The organism is Enterococcus sp. DIV1420a (genome assembly GCF_051712165.1).
GTDB classification, from domain to species: domain Bacteria; phylum Bacillota; class Bacilli; order Lactobacillales; family Enterococcaceae; genus Enterococcus; species Enterococcus faecalis.
Map to the genome: position 1 here is coordinate 1,265,931 of NZ_JBIOOI010000001.1, position 19,917 is coordinate 1,285,847.

Sequence of the window (19,917 nt, forward strand, 5' to 3'; positions counted from 1 at the left end):
TTGTTAGAAGTATTTGGTATAAATATTGAGATTAGAATTTGTTTCTACTAAAAAGCAAAGTTAGAAAATTAAATCAATAGTAAAATATTGTAATAAAAACGAGTGCAACCTTTTTATTAATGCTTAAAATTATTTTCAAATTAAATTAAAGATAGGAGATAAATATGATTAATGGTACAGAAATAATAAATCACTATTATGACATGTTAATTGAAAAAGATCCGAGTTATGAAGGTATTTTCTTTGTAGGTATAAAAACAACAGGGGTATTTTGTAGACCTACTTGTCCAGCGAAAAAACCATTATTAAAAAATTGTGAATTTTTCAATAATGCACAAGAAGCATTATTAGCTTCTTATAGACCATGTAAAAGATGTAAACCATTAATTTCTCCGTCTAGTTTATCAGATGATGTAAAAAAACTTGTTTATGAAATAGAAAATAATCCACAAAAAAAATGGACAGATAAAGACTTTGAACAGTTATCAATTCATCCTAACACAGCTAGAAGACAATTTAAAAAACAATTTGGCATGACTTTTATCGAATATTCAAGAGCAAGAAGGCTAGGATTGGCCTTTAAAAGGATTCGAGAAGGAAATTCGATAATAGACACTCAATTAGAAATTGGGTTTGGTTCAGGAAATGGTTTTAGGGATGCTTTTTCTAATATTATGGGCGATATTCCTTCTAACAACCGAAAAATTAATATTTTATACTCCTCATGGTTAGAGACTAGGTTAGGCTCTATGATAGCAATTAGTGATTCTAATTATTTGTACTTACTAGAGTTTGTTGATAGACGCGGATTGGAGAATGAAATTAAGAATTTACGAATAAAAATGAATGCCTCTATAGTGCCATCTGAAACTAACATAATCAAACAGTTAAAGGAAGAATTAGATGAATACTTTGTAGGTGAAAGAGCACAATTTGATACACCTATTTATATGATAGGTTCTGATTTTCAAAAAAAAGTATGGAACGAATTGATAAAAACTCCAACTGGTAAGACTCTATCTTATAAAGAATTAGCCAGTAAAGTAGGGAATCCATTAGCATCTAGAGCTGTTGCTAGTGCAAATGGTAAAAATCAAATTTCTATATTGATACCTTGTCATCGTATTATAAATAAGAATGGTGGTTTAGGCGGATATGGTGGTGGAATAGAAAGGAAAAAATGGTTGATTTATCATGAAAAAAGTTTAGTTAAAAATTTTAAAGAAAGAGGAAGTAGATAATATATGAATGACAGAGAATTACAAAATCTATTTGAAAAAAGTTTCAATGGTTATGCTGTGAATTTCTGTTATAAACAAATTCTTTCAAATTTAATCGTCTTTTTAAGCTGAAATTCCCAATAATATTTTGATTTCAGTACAGACTTAAAAGCCGAAGAGATTTCCTTCTTTTCGGCTTTTTTATAGATTTCTCGAATGGCTTTCATCCCTTTAACCGTAGCTTAAGCCGTTAGAAGACTTTGATAAAATTTATCGAAAGCACTATTAATAGAAATGGCTTTGTCGATCACTAAGAACCTTTTGTTCTCCAGATTGTTTCTTAAAACTTTTAAAAAAGGTCTACGCTACGTGGGTATCATAATTTTTATGTATTAAAATATATAAAGCCGGTTTGTCTGTGTTAACAAAAGGATATAATTTGATCTAAAAATAATAATTTTTTATTTAAATTTAATTATATATAATATTTCGGTCAATGCGAATATTTTTTATTGTGTTGATTAATACAGTATATATTTTACTTTATTACACAAACAATTTAATTAAGAATTAGAATATGTATTGACAAAGTGTCTGATAATTTCAATGTTTGAAAAATATTTTCAGACCAAACAATCTTCTATTTACAAATTTATTTTTAATTCTAGTGAATGTATCAGCGTTCCGTTAATCAGTTCACCAGCAACTTCTTCTAACTCGGGATGACGTTCCTTGACTGCAGCAATATATTTTTTGATTAATTGATACTAAATTCATGATAAATCTGAGAAATACTAGCAGCTTGTTCAAACTAATTTGGAACATACCCAACTTTCATGTAATCACTGAACACTTCACAAATCTGCATTCCATATAGCATATGGCGAACGATGCTTTCACCGAAAATCATCAATTAATCGGTTTGGGTATACCAAAGCCCAATATTGAAGAGAAAAATACCATCCTAAAAAATTTTAACCGTATTCGCTCAAAATAAACACTAACGATGCATTTTAATTTATTATTATATTTAGATTAAGTTGAGCTCGCAAAGCGATTGAAACAGAAAGCCCCCTGATATGTGGGTGGGGAATAAATGGTTCTAAAAAAAGGTCTTCACCGCGGTAAAATATGATTAGTCAGTTGAGATCTTTAAAGAGATTTCAACAAAAAAACACGAGTACTGCGCTTGGAAGAGCTAGCTTTAGCGATAAAAACTCCTTTCGATATAATAGATAACGGCTACAACCTTTATCTATTATATCGAAAGGAGTTTTTGTATGTCGAACGATGATAAAGGTTTAGTACACATAATCGTTGGAGTTGTAAGTACCACTTTGTGTTTACTTAAAAATATAGAAGAAAAGTAATTTATGGTCAGTTTAGGCAATATATTGGTAAAAATCCCACCGAAGTTGAGTGTATCAGGTTTTATGGGTTTCTTGAAAGAAGAAGTGCGTTAATCATTCATGAATGTCACGGAAATTTAAAATATAATTATGGAAATTGATCATTTGGGTAAAAGGATATTACATGAGTACAGTAGGACTAAACTAAAAGATGGTAGCTAAGTATATACGAGAAAAAGAAATAGAAGATCGAGTAAGGGATAGTATAAACAAAAGAGAATATCAAGATCCATTTAGTAAGCCATTTAGTAATTAAAAACTAGGTAAGAATAGAAAGATAGCGGTTAGCGGTCTCTTAAAAAAAGCTCCTTTTAAGCGAGCAACAGGTAGCGATTCCTTAAAGGCTAATACAAAAAGAGTGGAACAATATTCAGAAAAAAATGATAATTGCTCCACTTTTTTGATTTTATGGTACACAAAAAGCATTCATCCATGTAAGATCGAAGTGACGAAACCCAATCAGAAAGGAAATGAGTGCTTTATGTTTAAAAAATATACCATCAACCAAACAACTTTACCATTAGATATGGAACAATATATTCCAGAAACAGATGGCGCTTTTGCGGGCAATGCGTCGTTAGTTGAAGCGATGCCGTAAACACTCTCTAACGAATTGAAAAAACAATTAGGTCAACCGGTCTATCATCCGAAGATGCTATTAAAAATTATTCTCTATGATTATACCCAACGTATCTTTTCAGGTAGAAAAATTAAGTTTCAGTTAGATGATAGTTATCGTATGCGTTGGTTGTTGAACGATTAATGACTTTAGAATCCATGATACAGCGGCTCATATTTTAGTCGAAGCATTTATTTTGTTTCGTCGACAGCTCATTACCAATCAGATTATTGATAATGAAGCGATTTTTATTAATGAAATAAAAATTGAAATTGTTTGCTAAAAATAGTATTTTTTTATGAAGAAAATTGTTCTAGAGTTCTTGACATAGAGACTAATTAGAGAAGGTAATAATAAGTCTGGTTGATTAATTGAATGGCCATATTAAAAGTTTTATTCCTTAATACAAAATTAAGCAGGGATGAATTTTCATTTTAAATAATAAATAAAATTTAATTTAAAATAATAAAAATGATATTTGTAAAATTTTTAATCTGCTTGAATAATAGTAGTAAATTGTTTAAACTCCTGCAGTTGTTGAGGATTAATTTGTTTATCAGTAATAACGGTATCAATCTGATCAAGAGCATAAAAATTAAAAAAATCATAGCGATTAAATTTCGAACTATCAACAAGTAAAATTTTTTCAACAGCGTGATCTAATGCTAATTTTTGAATCTCACCTTCAACATCGCTATATGTTGCAATCGTATTACTTGATACGGCATTTGCACTTACAAAAGCTTTAGAAAAACGTAAATTTTTCAGATTAGTTATCGCCATTGAGCCATAAAAAGTACCGGTGACTTTACGATATTCTCCTCCTATAAGCAAAAGATCAATTGATCGACTTTTAGCTAAGATAAGAAAAACAGGAAGACTGTTTGTAATAACTCGAATATTTCGTGACTTAATTTCTATAGCAAAATGCTCTAATGTTGTACCGGGCCCAATAAATATTGTCTCTCCATCTTTAATAAGACTATTTGCTTTTTTTGCTATATATTTTTTTTCTCTTGTTTGAAGTCCCTTTTTTTCAATATGAGTTTTTTCATGAGGTTCTTTCTCATTATAAATTCGTTGAGCACCACCGTGTACTCGTACAAGAAGTCCTTCTTCAGATAAGGTATTAAGATCGCGTCGGGCAGTCATATCAGATATATTCATCTCTTTCATAATATCTTTGATAGTTATAATTCCATCAACTTTAAGCATATCTAGAATTTTTTCATGTCTCTCTTTTTTTATCATAGCCAAATTCCTCTCTTTAATTTTAAAACGAATTTTTATTTATACTTTATTATATAGAAATGTTTGTATACAATCAATAAACGAACAAAAAACAATAAAAAACACTATAATATTTGCTAGAATACTAATTCATAATTTATTATTAAAATAGAGAAATATAGAAAATTATACAGTCATTCTTAAATCTTTTATGAGTGTTTATGTAAAGTATATTAATATTTATTGTTTGAAAATGATTATAAAACAACTATAACAAACATTCTTGGTTTGTTTTTTAAAAATAAAAACAATCTTGTGTTGACTTTTGTTTTTTTTGTGATATTCTAAGGATAGAAAAATGAAAGCGTTATTTTAAATGATTCAGAAAAATTAATATATTTTATCTATTTAAATATGGTAAAGATTCATTAAATTAAGAGAGGAAATTAATATGAAAATTATTATTGGTGCCGATAAAACAGGTGAAAAAATGAAAGATGTTATTAAAAGTTATCTTAATAGCTACGATGTTATTGATGTTAGTGAAAATGGAGAATATGACTTTGTTGAAGTAACACTTAATGTTGCTGCAGAAGTTGCTAAAGAGGAGGAAAATCTAGGTATTGTTATTGATGCTTATGGTGTGGGGCCTTTTATGGTTGCTACAAAGATTAAGGGAATGATTGCTGCAGAAGTCTCAGATGAACGCTCTGCATATATGACCCGAGAGCACAATAATTCTAGAATGATTACTATTGGATCAGAAATTAGTGGTCCAGGAATAGCTAAAAATATTGTAAAAAGCTTTATAGAAAGTAACTATGATGGTGGTCGCCATCAAATTCGTGTTGATATGCTTAATAAAATGTGTTAATGATGAGGAGTGATAAGAATGAAAATTGCTATAGGTTGTGATCATATTGTAACAAACGAAAAAAATGCTGTTGTAGATTATCTTAAATTACAGGGATATAAAGTACTTGACTGTGGAACATATGATAATGTTCGTACCCATTACCCAATCTTTGGTAAAAAAGTCGGAGAAACTGTAATTAATGGAGAAGCCGATTTAGGTATTTGTATCTGTGGAACAGGTGTTGGTATCAACAATGCTGTAAATAAGGTTCCAGGTATTCGATCAGCCCTTGTACGTGATATGACATCCGCTCTTTATGCTAAAGAAGAATTGAATGCTAATGTTATAGGGTTTGGCGGAAAAATCACCGGTGGACTTCTTATGAATGATATCATAGAAGCATTTATAAAAGCAGAATATAAACCAACTGATGAAAATAAGGAATTAATCAAAAAAATTACTCATGTTGAGACAATCAACCAAGAGCAAAATAGCCCGCATTTCTTTGATGAATATTTAAAGAAATGGGATTGTGGTGAATATAATGATTAAGAGGTGAATTTATGATTTTAACTATAACTATGAATCCATCAGTAGATATTTCTTATTCATTAGAACAATTTACATTAGATGCTGTTAATCGTGTAAGTAGCATAAGTAAAACACCAGGTGGAAAAGGAGTGAATGTTACTCGAGTCTTATCTCAGCTGGGTGATGAGATAGTTGCAAGCGGTATCTTAGGTGGGAAAATGGGTGAGTATATCGAAAACGAATTGAGTAAAAAATATTAAACATTGGTTTTATAAAATTGCTGATGATACCAGAAATTGTCTAGCTATCTTGCATGATGAAAAACAAACAGAAATTTTAGAACAAGGTCCTATGATTAAAGTGGAAGAGGCAGAAGGATTTTTAGCCTATTTTGAATCCATCGTTCCAGAATTAGAAATGGTTGTTATCTCAGGTAGTCTTCCTAAAGGACTTGATACTAATTATTATTCTTATATACTAGATATTTGCATAAAACATAATGTTTCAGTTGTTGTGAATTGTTCTAGTAAAGCTCTGTTTGAAGTATTAAAAGGAAATGCAAAACCAATAGCTATCAAACCGAATGCTGAAGAGTTATATCAACTGTTAGGAGTTAAAGTAACAGATAATGTTAATGACATGAAAAAAATGCTTCAAAACTAATTATTTGAAGGTGTTGAGTGGGTTATTGTGTCACTTAGTTCAAAAGGGGCTTTTGCTAAGCATTATAATACTTTTTATAAAGTTTTAATTCCAGAAATTACAGTTATCAATCCAGTCGGTTCAGGTGACTCAACAGTTGCAGGGATTACATCCGCTATAGTTCAAAAAGTTAGCGATCAAGATCTTTTGAAGAAAGCAAGTGTCTTAGGGATGTTAAATGCTCAAGAAAAACTTACTGGTTATGTTAATCTTGAAAATTACGATGACTTATTTAATAAAATTGAAGTAATAGAGGTGTGAAAATGGTATTAACAAAACAAAAACAGTTATATATGGAAAAAATAAGTGATACAAATGATATTATCTCAGCTTTAGCTTTTGATCAACGTGGAGCATTGAAGAAAATGATAAGTCAACATCAAGTTGAAGAACCTACCATTGAACAAATAGAACAGCTGAAAACAATTGTTTCTGAAGAATTAACTAAATATTCGTCATCAATTCTTCTTGACCCAGAATATGGTCTTACAGCTTCTAAAGCTCGTGATAAACAAGCTGGTTTATTGTTTGCATATGAAAAAACAGGATACGATGTTAACTCAACAAGTAGATTACCAGATTGTTTGAGCGATTGGTCAGTTAAACGACTTAAAGAGCAAGGGGCAGATGCTATTAAGTTTTTACTTTATTATGATGTTGATAGTGATGAGGAGATAAATCTTCAAAAAAAAGTTTATATTGAACGTATTGGAAATGAATGTAAAGCTGAAGACATTCCTTTTTTTCTCGAAATATTATCTTATGATGAAAAAATTACAGATAATTCTAGTATGGAATTTGCCCAAGTAAAACCTTATAAAGTAAATGAAGCGATGAAAGTTTTCTCTGATGAACGTTTTGGTATTGATGTTCTTAAAGTGGAAGTACCAGTAAATATGAACTTCGTAGAAGGGTTTAGCACAGGTGAAATTGTTTATACGAAGGAAGAGGCAGCTGAGCATTTTTATAATCAAGAGAAAGCAACTAATATCCCATATATCTATTTGAGTGCAGGCGTCTCTACGGAACTTTTCCAAGATACATTGATATTTGCAGCAGAATCAGGCTCAAAATTTAATGGTGTCCTTTGTGGACGTGCAACGTGGGCTGGAGTTGTTCCGATTTTCATTGAACAAGGAGAAGAAGAGGCTCGTAAATGGCTACGTACATCTGGGTTTAGTAATATTAATGAATTGAATAAAGTTCTAGAAAAAACGGCTAGTCCTTTGGTTGGCGACTATAAATAACAATTTAAGGAGGAAAGAATTATGAATAGAGAAGAAACGACCCTTTTAGGTTTTGAAATTGTAGCCTATGCTGGCAGTGCTCGGTCTAAGTTTTTAGAAGCGCTAAAAGCAGCGCAAAAAGGAGAGTATGATGAAGCAGAAGAATTAATTGTAGCTGGTAGCGGATACTTAAATGATGCGCATAAAGCTCAAACAAGTCTTTTACAAAAAGAGGCTGCTGGTGAAGACCTGGCTTTTAGTGTAACACTTATGCACGGGCAAGATCATTTAATGACGACTGTTTTACTTCAAGATTTAATGAAACATATGATTGAGCTTTATAAGAGAGGGGCTAAGTAATGAATGGACTAATTACTCAAATTGAGAAAGGAAAACCTTTCTTTGAAAAAATTTCTCGAAACATTTATCTTCGAGCTATTCGTGATGGTTTTATTGCTAGTATGCCCGTTATTTTGTTCTCAAGTATCTTCCTTTTGATTGCTTATGTACCAAATATTTTTGGATTCACTTGGAATGAAAGTGTTGTTGCATTACTGATGAAGCCTTATAACTATACTATGGGAGTGATAGCTCTATTGGTGGCAGGAACTACGGCGAAGTCCTTGACAGATTCTGTCAATCGTAAGTTGGAAAGTACAAACCAAATAAATTTTATTTCAACCATGTTGGCTTCTATCACAGGCTTCCTTCTTCTAGCTTCTGATAATATTGAAGGAGGTTTTGCAAGCGGTTTCCTTGGTACGAAGGGACTTTTGACAGCATTCATTGCAGCTTTTATTACGGTTAATATTTATAAATTGTGCGTAAAAAATAACGTAACTATCCGTATGCCAGAAGAAGTTCCACCTAATATTTCTCAAGTATTTAAAGATGTTATTCCATTTACACTTACTATTATAATTCTTTATATTCTTGATATTATTGCCCGAAATACTATGGGAATAGGATTTTCTGAAGTGATTGGAACTCTTCTTGCTCCATTATTTACAGCAGCAGATGGTTATCTTGGTATTACTATTATATTTGGGGCGTTTGCTTTATTTTGGTTTGTTGGAATTCATGGCCCATCTATAGTAGAACCGGCAATTGCAGCTATTACTTATGCCAATGTTGAAACAAATTTTCAGTTGCTTCAAGCTGGTGAACACGCAGATAAAATTTTAACCTCTGGGGCACAAATGTTTATTGTTACAATGGGTGGTACAGGAGCCACACTAGTTGTTCCATTTATGTTTATGTGGATGACGAAATCTAAACGAAATAAAGCTATTGGACGTGCGTCTGTCATACCAACTTTTTTTGGTGTTAATGAGCCTATCTTATTTGGAGCACCACTTGTTTTAAATCCAGTATTCTTTATACCCTTTATTTTTGCTCCAATTGCTAATATTTGGATTTTTAAATTTTTTGTCGATGTTCTAGGTATGAATAGCTTTAGCGTTAACTTGCCTTGGACAACTCCGGGTCCACTTGGAATTGTAATGGGTACTGGATTTGGGATTTGGGCATTTGTTCTTGCTTTGGTATTGATTGTTGTAGATATTTTGATTTACTATCCTTTTTTGAAAGTATATGATGAGCAAATTCTTGAAGAAGAACTTTCAGGAAATTATTCTGATGAGTTAAAAGATAAAGTTACAGCAAACTTTAATACAGCTAAAGCAGATGCGATACTTGAAAAAACTAGTACGATTGAATCTAAAAGAACTAAACAAACGAACATTTTAGTTCTTTGTGCAGGTGGCGGGACTAGTGGCCTGTTGGCTAATTCTTTGATAAAAGCTGCGAAAGAATATGGTGATTCAATTACTGCAGTTGCAGGAAGTTATGGTTCTCATCGTGAAATCTTGCCTCAATATCAGTTGGTTATTCTTGCTCCTCAAGTGGCCTCAAACTATGAAGATATGAAAGAAGAGACAGATAAACTTGGTATTAAGCTTGCTAGAACAGAAGGTACCCAGTATATTAAATTAACTCGTGATGGGCAAGCAGCTTTGGACTTTGTGAAACAACAATTGGAAGATTAAGATGTTTGACAAGAAAAATATAGTGGAAATTGGTTTTTATATTTACGATAAAATAATTTAAAAGAGGTTTTCTTATGACAAAAATATTACCTAAAGATTTTATTTTTGGTGGAGCAACAGCAGCTTACCAAGCAGAAGGAGCTACGAATACAGACGGTAAAGGGCCTGTGGCTTGGGACAAATATCTTGAAGATAATTACTGGTATACTGCGGAACCAGCAAGTGATTTTTACAATCGTTATCCAAATGATTTACAATTAGCAGAAAAATATGGAATAAATGGGATTCGTATTTCAATTGCTTGGTCTCGTATTTTTCCAACAGGACATGGGGAAGTCAATTCAAAAGGGGTAGAATTTTATCATAATCTTTTTAAAGAATGTGAGAGGCATCATGTAGAACCTTTTGTAACTTTGCATCACTTTGATACACCAGAAGCACTTCATTCAAATGGAGACTTCCTTAATCGTGATAATATTGATCATTTTGTAAACTATGCGGAATTTTGTTTTAAAGAGTTTTCAGAGGTTAACTACTGGACAACCTTTAATGAAATAGGACCCATTGGTGATGGACAATATCTTATTGGAAAATTTCCTCCCGGTATTAAATATGATCTTGTTAAAGTTTTTCAATCTCATCATAACATGATGGTTTCACACGCTCGTACTGTAAAAATTTTTAAAGATGGTGGGTACAGAGGAGAGATTGGTGTAGTTCATGCTTTACAAACCAAGTATCCATATGATTTATTTAATTTAGAAGATGTTCGTGCATCAGAATTAGAAGATATTATTCACAATAAATTTATTCTTGATGCAACTTATCTTGGAAAATACTCTAAAGAAACAATGGAAGGCGTAAATCATATTCTTAGTATAAATGGTGGTGAACTTGATTTGCGTGATAAAGATTTTGAAGTACTTGAAGCTACAAAAGATTTAAATGATTTCCTTGGTATTAATTATTACATGAGCGACTGGCTACGTTCTTTTAATGGTGAAACCGAAATTGATCATAATGGAAAAGGTGAAAAAGGAGGTTCTAAATACCAAATAAAAGGTGTTGGACGCCGTGAATTTGATGTTGATGTACCTCGGACAGACTGGGATTGGATGATTTATCCCAAAGGACTTTACGATCAGATTATGCGAGTGAAAAAGGACTATCCAAACTATAAGAAAATTTATATTACTGAAAATGGTTTAGGGTATAAGGATGAATTTATAGATGGAACAGTCGATGATGATGCCCGCATTGATTATATTAAGAAACATCTTGAAGTTATTTCAGATGCCATAACTGATGGTGCTAACGTGAAAGGTTACTTTGTTTGGTCATTAATGGACGTATTTTCATGGTCTAATGGTTATGAAAAACGCTATGGTCTTTTCTATGTGGATTTTGAAACACAAGAACGTTATCCTAAGAAGAGTGCTCATTGGTATAAGCAGATTGCTAAAACACATTGTATTGAATAAATGGCTTCAAGAATATTTCTTATAATATTTAATAAGAAATGGGAGATAGTGGGACAATAGTCATTTTTCCAAAAGAAAACAAGTCCGATTTTGATGATTACTTTCAAAATCAGACTTGTTTTTTCGACGCTTACCTTCAAAGTTAAATAAAACTATTTTTAATAGAAATACATTAAAAAAATGGAGTAGTTTAGCCAGCCGTTTTAATGAATTAAAGGGTTATTTTAAATCTATACAATCATTGTATATTGTCATTAAATTAATCATTTCTCTCTATACAAAGGGATTTCGGTTTAAATTCTATTTTTTGTTTAAACTAAGTAACCAGATATATAAGAAATATTCGAGCTGTTCTATATATACTTAATACATATGTATATTAGAATTGGAGGAGTTATTTAGATGAAAATAGTGATAGTAATTATTGGATTGTTAGTGGTTAGTGGTCTCTTTGGACCAGTAAGATCAGTATTAGCTGTTACTGATAATCATCCTGACGTTACACATGACCATTTCTGGCTAGAAAATAATTTTAATTGCGAGCTTGGAGACGGTTCTTGGGGAACTGTATATTTAGTATATGGGATTAAAGATTCTGTATTGTCTGCAGGGTATATTGATGTACCTTCAAAAGTTTATTGGTATCATAAAGAAAAACCATCAGATATTATTAACGTTCAAATATCTGATGATTTTTGGAGCTATTTAAGAGGTAAAAGTCAAACACTAAAAGATAAAGTTACAGGTGTTAATTTTTCAGCGAACGAAGGTTATAAAATTAAAGCAGGGAATGATAACCGGTGGGATATGACAGGGGCATTTGCCGATTTTCATAATTTAGAAAGAGTTAATCTCAACGGTTTAAACTGGAACTGGGTAAATGATGCAAGTGTCATGTTTCAAAATGACTCCAAATTAAATACAGTTAACCTAGGTAAAAGAAATGACTATTCCAATATCGTTGATACATCATACATGTTTAATGGATGTAGTTCCTTACAAACTGTTTAGAAAATGCTGATTTTTCTAATGTTACTACTATGAAAGCTATGTTTCAAGGTACCTCACTATTACCAAGCGTACCAGTAGAAACATGGACGGTAGGAAAAGTTACAGATACAAGTTATATGTTCTGGAGTTCTGGCATCACTCAAGCTGATTTAAGGCCTTGGTATATTAATCAGATTACCACTATGCAGTCAATGTTTAGTCGTTCAAAAGTAAGTGAAGTACGTTTTGGGCAAGCTGGAAGTATACCTTGGCAAGTCGCTAATATGAATAGTATGTTTTGGGGCACACTCAATCTAAAATATGTTGATATAAATTTATGGAGAATTGATAATTTAGCATCTGCAACAAATATGTTTGAAGGTAGTGCAATTGAAAAAATTGATCTAAGTACATGGCACCCAACACAAACAGGAATCAATATGTCTTATATGTTTAACAATATGCCAAAATTGGGGCAGGCAGATATGCGTGGTTTCACCAACTTAGATAGTCAGATAACCACAAACATACTAGGAACAGGTCAAGCCGCAAATCCACTTATGTTAATTGTTCAAAATGTACCAGGAAATAATGCCTTTTTAACCCGTGATTTGGTGAAAGAATCTGGGCGTAAGTTTGTAGAATTTCCTAAACTAATCTCAAATGGTGGGAAATTTAACGATAACTCAAGACAAAAGAGTTACTTTGAGAAAATTAGTGTAACTCCTGAACAATTGGATATTCAACAAGTTGAGAAGTTTCTTTCAGCTAATACGCCAACAAGAGGGGCTCACAACTTCACTGGGTGGGTACGATCATTACTGGAAGGAAGTACAGTAAATAGTCTGTTTGATTTGATAAGTAATCGTGTAACTTATACAGCCCAATGGGCTGAGAAAGACGTCTCAACATCCACAGACAATAAAAAAGAACCACATCAAGCAAGTTTAGAAATTGCTTATGTTCCAAAAGACTTTTCTCTTCCTTATACAACGTTAGGCGCGCAAGGAGAGGTAGCTATTCCAGTTGCTAAAAAAGATAGTTTTAATTTAGGTGTAAGAGATACTAATGGAAGAAATACTCCGTGGACTGTTTCAGCTCAATTGACATGGGTAGGACAAGAAGTTCCAGGAGGATACATTCAATCAGTAAATACTGCTGGAACTGTAAAATTAAATGAAAGCGATGGAACGTATAATACTGCGACAGATTTAAAGGCTACTTCAGGAGAAGTAGCTGGGACTCAATCAGTAAAAATTACTACATCAAAAGACATAGTAATGCAAACAAAACAAGAAGGTGATCGTGACGGAGTATACGATTATGACTTAGGCAATGCGCAATTGACAGTGCCGGATCTTTCAAAAGTTCCACAAGGTAAATATACCGGTATTGTAGAGTGGAATTTAGAAACAGCTGAGTAGTATTGGGATATTCGATAGTATATTCTACCCGATGTGCTAGTTAAATTTAAAAATGAAAAAATCTAGAAAACACATAAAACTTTGCATAAAATTAACTCAAAACCAATAAAGAAATGAGTGTTAATTCCATGCAAAGCCAATTACAGAATACTAATAATCCACTCGAATATCAACATACTTTTTCCAATGTTCTTGAAAAAGCACAATCTTTGTATGAACAATATGTCCCTAATTCAGTCAAAAACAGACGGAATATCGATCGGCAAATCCAACCGGATTGTGTGATTATATCAGCGATTATCTGGGCTTGCATGTTAGGTTTTACGGATCAAACGAATCAATATAAAGCGATCAAACTTTTTCTTTTTCAGGATCAATTCCCCGAACGATCCAGATACTCACGTATCTGTGCAAATCTGAAAGACGTAATTAAAATGATTCGTTGTGGTTATATCCAAGAACTGCACCAAAACTGTCCGTTTCCCGTGATTGATAGTATGCCGATTCCTATATGTGCAACAATTAGAAACCGACGTGCAAAATTATTTACTGGGACAGCAGATATTGGATTTAATGCTACGAAACAGCTGTTTTACTACGGTTTAAAGCTTAGTGTATCCGTTAATCATAAAGGGTTCCCGATTGGATACGTTGTTTCATCTGCATCCATTCACGATATTCATGTGGCTCCGGAATTGGTTGATCAAGCACCTACGCCACAAGTTTTATCTGACAAAGGCTACGTGAGTCAAGAGTTAAAGCGCTATTTTTCTGAGCGTGGCATTGACTTTTGGACACCTAGAAAAAGCAATTCAAAACAACCAAAGGTTGTAAACGAGTACCTTCTAAAAAGACTTAGAAAACGGATAGAAACCATGTTTTCGAGCTTTTATACCTTGCTTGGAAAAGTCAAAAATCGTTCTCTTGCAGGTTTTGAATCGAAACTAGAGGTTGTGTTATTAACATACAGTTTTATGCTGGAACTTGTTCAGAGATTCGAAGCCAACTCACTAAGATATTCTTTGGGGCAATTCTAAATTTAACTAGCACATCGGGTAATTATAATTTGAATTTAATGTTTCTAATCAAAAGTGGTTTTCGGTTAAAACGTAGATACATACGATTATTTAAGTTTTCTTTTTATTACGTCGTGTTAAGGCACTAGAGTAGTAATAGGGTAGTATTTTTGATTTTTGTTATGTTAGTAGTCCCTTTAGGGGTAGTAATTAAGCTGATTTTTTCTATGTATTTATACAAAAAAGTCTGAATATTCTGTTGACATTTTATTAGAGTTTGGTTATGATTATAAACACCTAAATTAAAAATATTTAATTTATCTAATTAATAGGGAGGAGCTATTATGAAAAAACTTATGGGAACACTATTTGCTAGTGCTGTTTTGCTTTCAGCATGTGGAGTGCCTGGAGGAGGCGGGGCAGCAAATGAAAAAGAAGTGAAAAAATCAGATTCTGATACGATAAAAATTGGGCTGAACTTAGAGTTGTCCGGAGCAGTTGCAGCTTATGGCAGCCAAGAAAAAGAAGGCGCTGAATTAGCTGCTGAGAAAATTAATGCTAAGGGTGGCATCAATGGTAAAAAAATCGAATTTATCATTAAAGATAATAAATCAGATACTGCTGAGGCCGCATCTGTAGCTGCTAACCTTACAACAAAAGAAAATGTAGTAGCTATTATTGGACCAGCAACATCTGGAGCTTCTAAAGCTCAAATCCCTAATGTAACAAAAGCTAAGGTGCCAGTCATTACACCTTCTGGAACAGACGATGCGATTACAGTTGTTAATGATGCTGTTCAAGAATTTATTTTTAGAGCATGTTTCCAAGATTCTTTCCAAGGAGTTATTTTAGCTAATTATGCCATGAATAATTTAGATACTAAAAAAGCAGTTGTGATTGGAGATGTTTCAAGTGATTATGCAAAAGGTTTATCGAAATCATTTAAAGATACATTTACAGGTGAGATTGTAGCTGATGAGAAATTTAATCAAAAAGACAAAGATTTCAAAGCTATTTTAACTAAAATCAAAGATAAAGATTTTGATTTCATCTATCTACCAGGTTACTACGAAGAAGCAGGTTTAATTATTAAACAAGCTCGTGAAATGGGAATTGAGCAACCAATCTTAGGAGCTGATGGTTTCTCTGATGAAAAATTAGGTGACATTGCTGGAAAAAATAATATGAATGATATTTACTACACAGCACACTTCTCAGATCAAGCTCCTGGTTCTAAAAAAGTAACAGAATTCATTGACGCTTTTAAAACTAAATATAATAAAGCTCCAAGCTCATTTAACGCTTTAGCTTATGATTCAGTTTATATGTTAGCAGAAGCAATTGATAAAGCTGGTGAAGCTGATAGTGAAAAAATTACAGAACAACTTGCAAGCTTAAAAGATTTTGATGGTGTGACAGGTAAAATGACAATGGATAAAAATCATAACCCTGAAAAAGCAGCTGTCGTTATCGGTTTAAATGAAGGTAAAGAAGCATCAGCTGATGTTGTAAATCCATAAAGGATTAAGAAGTAAGGGGGCAATTTAAAAGCTTCCTTACTTTTTTATTAAAGAGGAGGTAAACTCAAATGGACTTTTTTCAACAATTAATAAATGGTCTATCTCTCGGAAGTATCTATGCTTTATTAGCATTAGGCTATACGATGGTTTATGGCATTATTAAATTAATTAACTTTGCGCATGGTGAGATTTATATGGTAGGAGCATTTGTAGGCTATTATGTGACAAATCAATGGAAACTTAGTTTAATTCCAACCTTATTAATATCAATGGCAATTTGTTCTGTTCTAGGCGTTTTAATTGAATTTCTTGCCTACAGACCACTTAGAAAATCAACTAGAATAGCAGCACTTATTACGGCTATTGGTGTTTCATTTTTAATTCAATCATTAATGATTTATTTTATTGGAGCAGATACAAGACCATTTCCACAAATTATTGAAAATAAAAATTATGATGTTGGTTTATTTACAATTAGTAAAATTCAATTAATGATTTTAACAACGTCATTAGTTTTAATGTTTTTACTTCAAGTTATTGTTAAGTACACTAAAATGGGAAAAGCAATGCGTGCAGTTAGTGTGGATGCTGATGCGGCTCAGTTAACGGGAATTAACGTTAATCACACTATCTCTTTCACATTTGCTATAGGTTCATCATTAGCAGCAGCTGGTGGTGTGTTAATTGCTCTTTACTATAATAGTATTGACCCAATGATGGGAGTTTCTCCAGGTCTTAAAGCTTTCATTGCTGCAGTATTTGGAGGAATCGGAATTATTCCAGGAGCTACGTTAGGTGGCTTTTCAATTGGAATTATTGAAACCTTTGTAAGTGCTCTTGGTTTTACAGCTTACCGAGACGCTGTGGTGTATGCTATTTTGATTATTGTCTTATTAGTTAGACCAGCAGGCTTATTAGGTAAAAATTTCAAAGAAAAAGTGTAGGTGATTAAAATGAAGAAAAATATGAAAGCAAATCTTTCGTGGCTAGGACTAATGGCAACTGGATTTATTATATTAGCAGTAACTTATTCTACAGGTTTGATGTCACCTGTTATGGAAAATGCTTTAGTGATGATTGGAATAAATATTATATTAGCAGTTGGCTTAAACTTAGTTATTGGTGTTTCTGGTCAGTTTTCTTTAGGACATGCTGGATTTATGGCAATTGGTGCTTATGCTACTGCCATTCTTTCCATGAAGACACCAACACTAACTGGATTTTTAACAGGTCTTTTAGTAGGAGCTTTATTATCAGGATTGGTAGCTTTAATTGTTGGGATACCAACACTGCGTTTATCAGGAGATTATTTAGCAATTGCGACATTAGGTGTTGCAGAAATTATTAGAACATTAATTATGAATTTAGATCATATTACAAATGGTCCAGCAGGTCTGTTTGGGATTACACCATTTGTTACTTGGTCAATGGTTTACGTGATTGTCTGTGTTACAACACTAATTACTACTAATTTTATTAATAGTCCAGCAGGTAGAGCCACACTTTCAGTTAGAGAAAACGAAATTGCTGCTGAGTCTATGGGAGTTAATACAACGAAATATAAAGTAGTAGCTTTTGTAATTGGAGCTATGACAGCTGCGATTGCAGGTGGTCTTTATGCTAGCTACATTCAGACTATAGTTCCTGGAAACTTTGATTTTATGAAATCAATTGATATTTTAATTATTGTTGTATTTGGTGGAGTTGGTAGTATTACAGGTACATTTATTGCAGCTCTTGCTCTTGGGTTTTTAAATATGTTTTTACAAGATGCTGGTGCTATTCGAATGATTATTTATGCGTTAGCTCTTGTTGTGATTATGATTTTCAAACCAACTGGCTTACTTGGTACTACTGAGTTGTCCTTTAAAAAAATATTTAATAAAGGAGGACAAGGTAATGTCACTTCTAAAAGTAAATAATTTAACTAAAAACTTCGGAGGTTTAGCAGCTGTTTCTAATGTGAATCTATACTTAGATAAAAATGAATTAGTTGGCTTAATTGGACCAAATGGTGCTGGAAAAACAACTTTATTTAACCTTTTAACAGGTGTTTATGAGCCGAGTGAAGGAGATGTTTTATTTGGTGATGGAGAAAGTACTAAAAGATTAAACGGCATTAAACCTTTTAAAATTGCTAATCTAGGATTGAGTCGAACATTCCAAAATATTCGTTTATTTAAAGAGTTAACAGTTTTAGATAATGTTTTGATTGCTATGACAGGCCGAAAAAAAGTAGGTGTTTTAACAGGGATTTTAAGATTACCTAAGTATTTTAAAGTTGAAAATGAAATGGAAGAAAGAGCACGGGAACTGCTTTCAATTTTTGATTTATTAGATAAAGAAACTTCAAAAGCAAAAAATTTATCTTACGGAGAACAAAGACGTCTTGAAATCGTTCGTTCTTTAGCAACTGATCCTAAAATTTTATTTTTAGATGAACCAGCAGCTGGAATGAACCCACAAGAAACTGCTGAGTTAACAGAATTAATTAAAATAATTCAAAAAGAATTTGATTTAACTATTCTCTTAATTGAGCATGATATGTCGTTAGTAATGGATGTTTGCGAAAGGATTTATGTGTTAGAGTATGGTCAGTTAATTGCTGAAGGAGTACCTGAGGAAATTAAGACCAATAAACGAGTAATCGAAGCGTATTTAGGTGGTGAAATGTAATGTTGAAAGTTAAGAATATATTTGTTCATTATGGAATGATTCAGGCGGTAAAAGGGATTTCTTTTGAAGTAAAAGAAGGAGAAATCGTTTCTTTAATTGGTGCCAATGGGGCTGGGAAAACAACTATTCTAAGAACAATTTCTGGACTGGTTAGACCGAGTAAAGGAACTATTCTTTTTGAAGGTAAAAATATCGAAAAGGAAACATCACCCAAAATTGTGGCTTCAAGATTAGTTCAAGTGCCAGAAGGTCGTCATGTATTTACAGGAATGACTGTTATGGAAAATTTAGAATTAGGTGCTTTTCTTTATAAAGATAAAAAAGAGAGTCAAGAGATTTTAACAACGGTGTTTGATAGATTTCCGATTTTAAAAGAAAGAAAAAATCAAGATGCAGCAACACTTTCTGGTGGTGAGCAACAAATGCTTGCTATGGGAAGAGCTTTAATGAGTCGCCCTAAATTACTTTTATTAGATGAGCCGTCTATGGGGCTTGCACCAATTTTTATAAAAGAGATTTTTTCTATTATTGAAGAAATTAAGAACCAAGGGACAACGATTTTACTAATTGAACAAAATGCCAAAATGGCTTTAGAGATTTCTGATCGAGGATATGTTTTAGAAACAGGGAAAATTGTTCTTGAAGGTAGTGGACCTGAATTATTAAATAGTCCAGATATTCAAAAAGCGTACTTAGGAGGATAAGAGATTAGTTGGTTTAATCACTGAGGGAACGATTCAAGAAGCAATGCCTTCAAAAGCAACTAGCTTAAGTGTTTATGAAGCGAATTATTTACTAAATAAAACAGTAGTTGAAGACGTTATGATTAAAGAAACGTGTTTACTTGAGGATGACATTTTTTAAATGCGAAAATACAAAATCAATATCTTGCCAGTTTTAAATCAAATGAATAATGTAGTTGCAATTATTACTAATGTAGTGAGACCCGAAAGTTAGATCGAATACCGA

Annotated in this window: 16 protein-coding genes and 4 pseudogenes; 19 read left to right on the forward strand and 1 reads right to left on the reverse strand. The window is 32.5% G+C overall.

Going from position 1 to position 19,917, the window contains the following annotated elements:
- Window positions 1-164 precede the first annotated feature (164 nt).
- From IGI80_RS06390 to IGI80_RS06400, 3 genes and pseudogenes are all read left to right on the forward strand, one after another.
- A complete protein-coding gene (locus IGI80_RS06390; protein WP_438722960.1) occupies window positions 165-1,241 on the forward strand; it encodes a bifunctional transcriptional activator/DNA repair enzyme AdaA in 1,077 nt (358 codons plus the stop codon).
- Between the two features lie 1,259 nt (window positions 1,242-2,500).
- A pseudogene (locus IGI80_RS06395) lies at window positions 2,501-2,885 on the forward strand (transposase).
- Between the two features lie 225 nt (window positions 2,886-3,110).
- Window positions 3,111-3,519, forward strand: a pseudogene (locus IGI80_RS06400) (transposase); the annotation flags it as partial.
- A gap of 218 nt (window positions 3,520-3,737) precedes the next feature.
- Here IGI80_RS06400 and IGI80_RS06405 read toward each other — a convergent pair.
- Window positions 3,738-4,499 (reverse strand): DeoR/GlpR family DNA-binding transcription regulator, encoded by a 762-nt coding sequence (locus IGI80_RS06405; RefSeq protein WP_438722962.1) that lies wholly within the window; start codon window positions 4,497-4,499, stop codon window positions 3,738-3,740.
- Between the two features lie 430 nt (window positions 4,500-4,929).
- Between IGI80_RS06405 and lacA the strand changes: the two genes are divergently transcribed.
- The 16 genes and pseudogenes from lacA to IGI80_RS06485 all read left to right on the forward strand — a co-directional run.
- The gene (gene lacA / locus IGI80_RS06410; RefSeq protein ID WP_438722963.1) at window positions 4,930-5,352 is read left to right on the forward strand and encodes a galactose-6-phosphate isomerase subunit LacA; all 423 of its coding nucleotides are present in this window, start codon (window positions 4,930-4,932) and stop codon (window positions 5,350-5,352) included.
- A gap of 18 nt (window positions 5,353-5,370) precedes the next feature.
- Window positions 5,371-5,886, forward strand: a complete 516-nt coding sequence (lacB, locus tag IGI80_RS06415; protein ID WP_438722965.1) for a galactose-6-phosphate isomerase subunit LacB — start codon at window positions 5,371-5,373, stop codon at window positions 5,884-5,886.
- Window positions 5,887-5,897: 11 nt separating this feature from the next.
- Window positions 5,898-6,828, forward strand: a pseudogene (lacC, locus tag IGI80_RS06420) (tagatose-6-phosphate kinase).
- Between the two features lie 2 nt (window positions 6,829-6,830).
- Window positions 6,831-7,814, forward strand: a complete 984-nt coding sequence (gene lacD, locus IGI80_RS06425; protein ID WP_438722966.1) for a tagatose-bisphosphate aldolase — start codon at window positions 6,831-6,833, stop codon at window positions 7,812-7,814.
- 21 nt (window positions 7,815-7,835) lie between these two features.
- Window positions 7,836-8,153, forward strand: coding sequence for a PTS lactose/cellobiose transporter subunit IIA (locus IGI80_RS06430; protein ID WP_438722967.1), 318 nt, complete (start codon window positions 7,836-7,838; stop codon window positions 8,151-8,153).
- Window positions 8,153-9,841 carry a lactose-specific PTS transporter subunit EIIC gene (locus IGI80_RS06435; protein ID WP_438722969.1) on the forward strand — a complete coding sequence of 563 codons (1,689 nt, stop codon included), beginning with the start codon at window positions 8,153-8,155 and terminating at the stop codon, window positions 9,839-9,841. Before IGI80_RS06430 ends, IGI80_RS06435 begins: the two co-directional genes overlap by 1 nt.
- A gap of 74 nt (window positions 9,842-9,915) precedes the next feature.
- Window positions 9,916-11,322, forward strand: coding sequence for a 6-phospho-beta-galactosidase (gene lacG / locus IGI80_RS06440; RefSeq protein ID WP_438722971.1), 1,407 nt, complete (start codon window positions 9,916-9,918; stop codon window positions 11,320-11,322).
- Window positions 11,323-11,724: 402 nt separating this feature from the next.
- Window positions 11,725-12,333: a hypothetical protein gene (locus IGI80_RS06445; protein ID WP_438722972.1), complete on the forward strand. Its 609-nt coding sequence runs from the start codon at window positions 11,725-11,727 to the stop codon at window positions 12,331-12,333.
- A 29-nt stretch (window positions 12,334-12,362) separates the two neighbouring features.
- A complete protein-coding gene (locus IGI80_RS06450; protein ID WP_438722973.1) occupies window positions 12,363-13,736 on the forward strand; it encodes a BspA family leucine-rich repeat surface protein in 1,374 nt (457 codons plus the stop codon).
- A 128-nt stretch (window positions 13,737-13,864) separates the two neighbouring features.
- On the forward strand, window positions 13,865-14,773 hold the full coding sequence (locus tag IGI80_RS06455; RefSeq protein WP_438722975.1) for an IS982 family transposase: 909 nt from the start codon (window positions 13,865-13,867) through the stop codon (window positions 14,771-14,773).
- Window positions 14,774-15,096: 323 nt separating this feature from the next.
- Window positions 15,097-16,272 (forward strand): ABC transporter substrate-binding protein, encoded by a 1,176-nt coding sequence (locus tag IGI80_RS06460; RefSeq protein ID WP_438722976.1) that lies wholly within the window; start codon window positions 15,097-15,099, stop codon window positions 16,270-16,272.
- Between the two features lie 68 nt (window positions 16,273-16,340).
- On the forward strand, window positions 16,341-17,216 hold the full coding sequence (locus IGI80_RS06465; protein WP_438722977.1) for a branched-chain amino acid ABC transporter permease: 876 nt from the start codon (window positions 16,341-16,343) through the stop codon (window positions 17,214-17,216).
- 9 nt (window positions 17,217-17,225) lie between these two features.
- Window positions 17,226-18,194: a branched-chain amino acid ABC transporter permease gene (locus tag IGI80_RS06470; protein ID WP_438722979.1), complete on the forward strand. Its 969-nt coding sequence runs from the start codon at window positions 17,226-17,228 to the stop codon at window positions 18,192-18,194.
- Window positions 18,172-18,948 (forward strand): ABC transporter ATP-binding protein, encoded by a 777-nt coding sequence (locus tag IGI80_RS06475; protein WP_438722981.1) that lies wholly within the window; start codon window positions 18,172-18,174, stop codon window positions 18,946-18,948. Before IGI80_RS06470 ends, IGI80_RS06475 begins: the two co-directional genes overlap by 23 nt.
- Window positions 18,948-19,652: an ABC transporter ATP-binding protein gene (locus IGI80_RS06480; RefSeq protein ID WP_438722982.1), complete on the forward strand. Its 705-nt coding sequence runs from the start codon at window positions 18,948-18,950 to the stop codon at window positions 19,650-19,652. Before IGI80_RS06475 ends, IGI80_RS06480 begins: the two co-directional genes overlap by 1 nt.
- Window positions 19,645-19,884: pseudogene (locus IGI80_RS06485) on the forward strand (hypothetical protein); the annotation flags it as partial. The gene IGI80_RS06480 and the pseudogene IGI80_RS06485, both read left to right, overlap by 8 nt.
- Window positions 19,885-19,917: the final 33 nt, after the last annotated feature.

Bases quoted from the DNA above. Each gene is read 5' to 3' on its own strand.
- lacG (WP_438722971.1), top strand. From the start codon at position 9,916: ATGACAAAAATATTACCTAAAGATTTTATTTTTGGTGGAGCAACAGCA.
- lacB (WP_438722965.1), top strand. From the start codon at position 5,371: ATGAAAATTGCTATAGGTTGTGATCATATTGTAACAAACGAAAAAAAT.
- IGI80_RS06405 (WP_438722962.1), bottom strand. From the start codon at position 4,499: ATGATAAAAAAAGAGAGACATGAAAAAATTCTAGATATGCTTAAAGTT.
- IGI80_RS06445 (WP_438722972.1), top strand. From the start codon at position 11,725: ATGAAAATAGTGATAGTAATTATTGGATTGTTAGTGGTTAGTGGTCTC.
- IGI80_RS06480 (WP_438722982.1), top strand. From the start codon at position 18,948: ATGTTGAAAGTTAAGAATATATTTGTTCATTATGGAATGATTCAGGCG.
- IGI80_RS06470 (WP_438722979.1), top strand. From the start codon at position 17,226: ATGAAGAAAAATATGAAAGCAAATCTTTCGTGGCTAGGACTAATGGCA.
- IGI80_RS06430 (WP_438722967.1), top strand. From the start codon at position 7,836: ATGAATAGAGAAGAAACGACCCTTTTAGGTTTTGAAATTGTAGCCTAT.
- IGI80_RS06475 (WP_438722981.1), top strand. From the start codon at position 18,172: ATGTCACTTCTAAAAGTAAATAATTTAACTAAAAACTTCGGAGGTTTA.
- IGI80_RS06465 (WP_438722977.1), top strand. From the start codon at position 16,341: ATGGACTTTTTTCAACAATTAATAAATGGTCTATCTCTCGGAAGTATC.
- lacA (WP_438722963.1), top strand. From the start codon at position 4,930: ATGAAAATTATTATTGGTGCCGATAAAACAGGTGAAAAAATGAAAGAT.
- IGI80_RS06455 (WP_438722975.1), top strand. From the start codon at position 13,865: ATGCAAAGCCAATTACAGAATACTAATAATCCACTCGAATATCAACAT.
- IGI80_RS06450 (WP_438722973.1), top strand. From the start codon at position 12,363: ATGAAAGCTATGTTTCAAGGTACCTCACTATTACCAAGCGTACCAGTA.
- IGI80_RS06435 (WP_438722969.1), top strand. From the start codon at position 8,153: ATGAATGGACTAATTACTCAAATTGAGAAAGGAAAACCTTTCTTTGAA.
- IGI80_RS06390 (WP_438722960.1), top strand. From the start codon at position 165: ATGATTAATGGTACAGAAATAATAAATCACTATTATGACATGTTAATT.
- IGI80_RS06460 (WP_438722976.1), top strand. From the start codon at position 15,097: ATGAAAAAACTTATGGGAACACTATTTGCTAGTGCTGTTTTGCTTTCA.
- lacD (WP_438722966.1), top strand. From the start codon at position 6,831: ATGGTATTAACAAAACAAAAACAGTTATATATGGAAAAAATAAGTGAT.